The 4,593-nt window shown below is 68.0% G+C and carries 3 protein-coding genes and 1 pseudogene; 3 read left to right on the top strand and 1 reads right to left on the bottom strand.

Going from position 1 to position 4,593, the window contains the following annotated elements:
* Positions 1-67 precede the first annotated feature (67 nt).
* The 3 genes and pseudogenes from ACTH43_RS18325 to ACTH43_RS18315 form a co-directional block, all read left to right on the top strand.
* Positions 68-304, top strand: a pseudogene (locus ACTH43_RS18325) (relaxase domain-containing protein); the annotation flags it as partial.
* Positions 305-442: 138 nt separating this feature from the next.
* Positions 443-2,773: an ATP-dependent DNA helicase gene (locus ACTH43_RS18320; RefSeq protein WP_441446320.1), complete on the top strand. Its 2,331-nt coding sequence runs from the start codon at positions 443-445 to the stop codon at positions 2,771-2,773.
* A gap of 32 nt (positions 2,774-2,805) precedes the next feature.
* Positions 2,806-3,282 carry a hypothetical protein gene (locus tag ACTH43_RS18315; protein ID WP_441446319.1) on the top strand — a complete coding sequence of 159 codons (477 nt, stop codon included), beginning with the start codon at positions 2,806-2,808 and terminating at the stop codon, positions 3,280-3,282.
* Between the two features lie 17 nt (positions 3,283-3,299).
* Here ACTH43_RS18315 and ACTH43_RS18310 read toward each other — a convergent pair whose 3' ends face one another.
* Positions 3,300-4,376 (bottom strand): hypothetical protein, encoded by a 1,077-nt coding sequence (locus ACTH43_RS18310; RefSeq protein ID WP_441446318.1) that lies wholly within the window; start codon positions 4,374-4,376, stop codon positions 3,300-3,302.
* Between the last annotated feature and the right edge of the window lie 217 nt (positions 4,377-4,593).

The raw sequence follows: 4,593 nt of genomic DNA, 5'->3' as shown, positions 1-4,593 counted from the left end.
AGCTAGCGCTCGCAGCGTAAACACCCCCGTGTCCACGAACCGGGGGTAGGCCCCCCGCAACACCGGCTGGGAGATCGACGGCGTTCCAGCCGCGCTGGTCTCGGAGTTCTCCCGGCGCACCACCGGCAGTGTGGGGGTGGAGGGGATCGAGCAGGTCAAGGACCGTCTGATCGCCGAGTACACGGCCGAGCACGGGCATGCGCCGTCGGCGCGGGTGATTGCGCGGTTGCGGCAGCAGGCGACGCTGGAGACCCGTCCGGACAAGGAGTTGCATTCGCTCGCCGAGTTGACCGCCGAGTGGCGTGACCGCGCAACTGGCGTGCTCGGCGAGGATGCAACGGCCTGGGCGCAACACTTGCTTGCAGGGGGTTCTTCACAGGTGGGGTTGCGTGCCGACGACCTCGGGGCGGAACAGGTGTCCAACCTCGCCGCGGTGGTGCTGATGGAGGTCGCCAACCGGCGCGCCACCTGGGGGCGGCTGAACCTGCACGCCGAGGTGATGCGGCAACTCATGGGGGTCCGGTTGGCCACCACCTCCGACCGGATGACGGTGGCCGACCGGATCGTGCAACAGGCCGAAGACCGGTCACTGCGGCTCACCCCCGTCTACGACCGTGCCGTGCCCGAGCAGTACCTCGACGGCGAGGGCAACAGGTTCCAGCCCGTGAACCAGATCGCCTACACGAGCCAGGACATCCTGGACGCCGAGTCCCGGCTCCTGCGCCTCTCCGCTGCCGATGACGCGCCGATGCTGTCGGCGCGGCTGGTGGCGCGACACACCACGCGCAGGACCAAGGGTGTTCGGCTTGAGCCGGATCAGGTCAGCGCGATCACGACGATCGCCCGCTCCGGGCTCACCCTCGATCTGCTGGTCGGACCGGCCGGGGCGGGCAAGACCACCGCGCTGCGTGCCCTGCATCGGGCATGGACCGCCGCGCACGGCAAGGACTCGGTGATCGGGCTGGCTCCGTCCGCGGTGGCTGCCGAAGTCCTCGGTGACAGTCTCGGCGTGCGGGCGGAGAACACGGCGAAGTTCCTCCACGAACACCACAAGGGTCGCTGGAACCTCCAGGCCGGTCAGCTCGTGCTCGTCGACGAAGCCTCCCTCGCCGGAACTCTCACCCTGGATCAGATCACCGCGCACGCGGCCGAGGTCGGGGCCAAGGTTGTGCTCATCGGTGACTGGGCGCAACTGTCCGCGGTGGAGACCGGCGGGGCGTTCGGGATGCTCACCCGTCACCGGCGTGGCGTGGCCGAGTTGACCGGCGTGCGTCGGTTCGTCCACGAGTGGGAGAAGTCCGCCAGCCTGGCCCTGCGGCACGGGAAAGCGCGTGTGCTGGAGACCTACGACGACCACAACCGTCTGCATGACGGCGGGTTCGACGCGATGCTCGACGCCCTCTACGACGCGTGGCAGGCCGACCGCGACGCCGGACGTTCCACGCTGATGATCGCCGCGACCGGCGAGGCCGTCGCCGAGCTGAACCAACGCGCCCGCACCGACCTCATCGGCGCCGGGACGGTCGAGACCGAGGGCGTGGCCCTGCATGACGGAACCCGCGCTGGTGTCGGTGATCTGGTGGTCACCCGCCGCAACGAGCGCCGTCTGTCCACCGGCGGGACGTGGGTCAAGAACGGCGACCGGTGGCAGGTCACCCACCGCCACGACGACGGCTCCCTCACGGTACGCAGACTCGGACACAGCGAACGTCCACGCGGCAGGGCACTCGTGCTGCCCGCCTCCTATGTCCGCGAGGATCTGGAACTCGGATATGCCTCCACGGTCCACCGGGCCCAAGGCATGACCGTGGACACCGCGCACGCCCTCATCGACCCCGACAGGGCTTCTCGCGAACTGTTCTACGTCGCCGTGACTCGTGGCCGGCGGCGGAACGAGGCGTACGTGATCCAGCCCGACCCGCACGAGGTCGAACCCCACCTCGACCAACCTGAGCAAAAGACCGTGACCGAGCAGTTGGCGCGGGTGCTCGCCCGCAGCGACGCCGACCTGTCCGCGACCGAGACCCGGCAACTCGAGGTCGACCGGCACGCCTCGCTCACCACGCTCCTGGACGAGTACGACCTGCTCGCCCGAGAAGCACAAGCCGAGCGCTGGGCCACTCTGCTCGATGTCGCGCCCTTCACCGGCGATGTGGCCGATGACGTGTTCACCAGCCCCTACTACGAGCATCTGGAAGGCGCCCTCGCCCGCCACGAAGCCGCTGGACACGACGTCACCAGCATCCTCACCGCCCTCGCCCCAGGGATCGTGCCCGGCGAGGACCAGGCCGACCCGGCCGCGCAGCTCGCCAAGCAGATCGACCACGCCACCATCAGCCGAAGCCAGGGCCGCGGTCCCCGGCCGCGCCGGGTCGCCGGGCTCATCCCGGTGCCCGCCGAGCCGGTCCCGGGCGACATGCAGGCCGCGCTCGCCGAACGCCAGCAGCTCATCGAGACCGCAGCCCGTCGCGGGCTTCGTCACGCGCTCGACGCCGGCGAGGACTGGACCAAGCGACTCGGCCCGATACCCCGAGCGCGGATCGTCCGCGTCACCTGGATCGCCCACGCCACCACCATCGCCTTGTACCGGCACTGCTACGACATCACCGGCCGAGCACCGTTGGGCAACCCGAAGGACATCACCAAGGCGCAGCAGACCGCCGACTACCGCACCGCCTCCGCCGCGCTGCGCCGCGCGCAGTCGATCGGTGAACCGTTCGCCGATACTCCGCGCATGGACGCGCCGCGGGCCGATAGGGCACGCCGCCTGTGAGCGTCTGCAGGTCGGGCTACCGTGGAGGAGGCATGACCGAGCGCATCCACGACACTGGCGACGAACTGGTCTTCTCTGACGACCAGCACGCCCTTCTGCGTGTCAGTGGTCCCACTCGGCTGCTCGGCGCAGCCCACGGCGGCGTCCACGCCCTCGCCGGCGGCAGGCTCCAGGTCGCTGGGATCATCCGCCAACGCCTCATCATCGACGCCGGCGGTGCCTGCTACGCCTCGGGGTACATCCGCGCCGTCCCCAGGGTCGCAGCGGGCGGCCTCCTCGACGTGACCGGACACCTCGACCCCGTTCGCTGGCCTGCCGCCGACATCGAGGGCACCATCCTCATCGCTGTCGGCGCACGCTACGGCCAGCACGTCGTCACCGCGGACGGCACCCTCGCCCTGAACGACCCGGCCACCGAGGAGCGGATCAACGACGCCACTGTGAGGTTTCGCATCACCCACGGCGGACCGGCACCGACTCTCGAAGGCCCCGTCGCGCCGAGCCTGTAGGACTGAATCTGCGACGACTAGGGCGAATATGGCACGAGGGCGTTCAAGCGTCGCGCACGACGTATCGGGTAGGCCGAACTCGCGAAGATGCCCTCTCCTCGCTCCATCTCCAGCACTCCGCGCCAGGTGCTTGCAGTCCTCTCGTCAACCCAGTCCTCATCCCAGCCGCCGCTGAGGACAGGCTTTGTCCACGCCGCGACGTCACCATGGGTTTCGAACACCGCACCCTGCACTACGTGCGGAACGTCCGCCGAGCGGTCGATCGTATTCGCCAAGACATCACCCACAACGTACGGGAATCCGGCGTTTACATCACGGCTGAGCTGCTCCGCAGTCTCAACGAACGGAGCGTACGAGAGTCGTCCTACGAACGTGTGGCCGAGGAGGTACCGTGTCCCGTCTTTGGTGAGCTGACCACAAACGACTCGTACATCGCCGTTGGGTCGGCGCTCGTTCAGCCATGTGCGTGCGGCTTTCTCGTCCTTGGGTTCTTCGGGGTGGAGTCGATCTCTCACACCGGGTTGGCTCATCAACGGGAATCCGGTCCATTCGCCCCGCTGGTCACGGTGAGGGATACCGGGAGCGATATCCGAGAAGAACCTCAGAGTGTCGAGCATCGTGTCGGTGACGTTCGTGCCCAACAACAATGCGTCGTAGTCCGCCTTGAGTCGTTGCGTGCTCGGACGCAGCTGGGCATGCACTGTGGCAGGCACTTCGTCCCAGAACGTGTAGATCCGCAGACCGAGAACGCCTCCGATGAGTACGTGCTCGTCGCTGGGCCGGATCACGTGCGCCACGTGCTGTGCAACGTTCCGCACGTACTTCACACCTCGGATGAGACCTGCGCTCGGGTGCCCACCTGGACTCGTGACGGCCCCATACGTCGCAGAGTCACTGACGCTGTTCGTGAGCAGGTCATTGACCGTCTGAGCGGCGACAAGGAACCTACGTACCGGCGTGCCGAGATCGTCGATGCTGTCGTTGCGGGCGGTCTGCCCGTAGTAGTCGGAGGCGGACGTCTGCGCGTCACGCATGGCCGCTCGGAGTGCGGGTAGCTCACCGGCCTCGACAGCCACATGGGTCGAAAGGGTCACAAGGTCTCCTACGTCAGCACCACCGTATCGAGTGGCTAGGGACCACCGCCTGGTTCGGCCGGGCACGTCTTGCACGCTTGTGAATCGGCCCGGGTTTGATGCCGCTGCTGTTTGAGTCCGAGAGGATGGACATGCCGAAGAAGATCGATCCCCAGCTGCGCGCGAGGTGCGTGCGGCTCGTGCGCGAGCACCAGCAGGAGTACCCCACCCTGACCGC

Source organism: Brachybacterium sp. (assembly GCF_052095815.1).
In the GTDB taxonomy this organism is placed as follows: domain Bacteria; phylum Actinomycetota; class Actinomycetes; order Actinomycetales; family Dermabacteraceae; genus Brachybacterium.
Note: the sequence above shows the minus strand (reverse complement) of the source record. Positions and strands in the feature narration are given on the sequence as shown.

Excerpts from the sequence above, each read along its gene's own strand:
- ACTH43_RS18320 (WP_441446320.1), top strand. The coding sequence starts at position 443 with ATGGAGGTCGCCAACCGGCGCGCCACCTGGGGGCGGCTGAACCTGCAC.
- ACTH43_RS18315 (WP_441446319.1), top strand. The coding sequence starts at position 2,806 with ATGACCGAGCGCATCCACGACACTGGCGACGAACTGGTCTTCTCTGAC.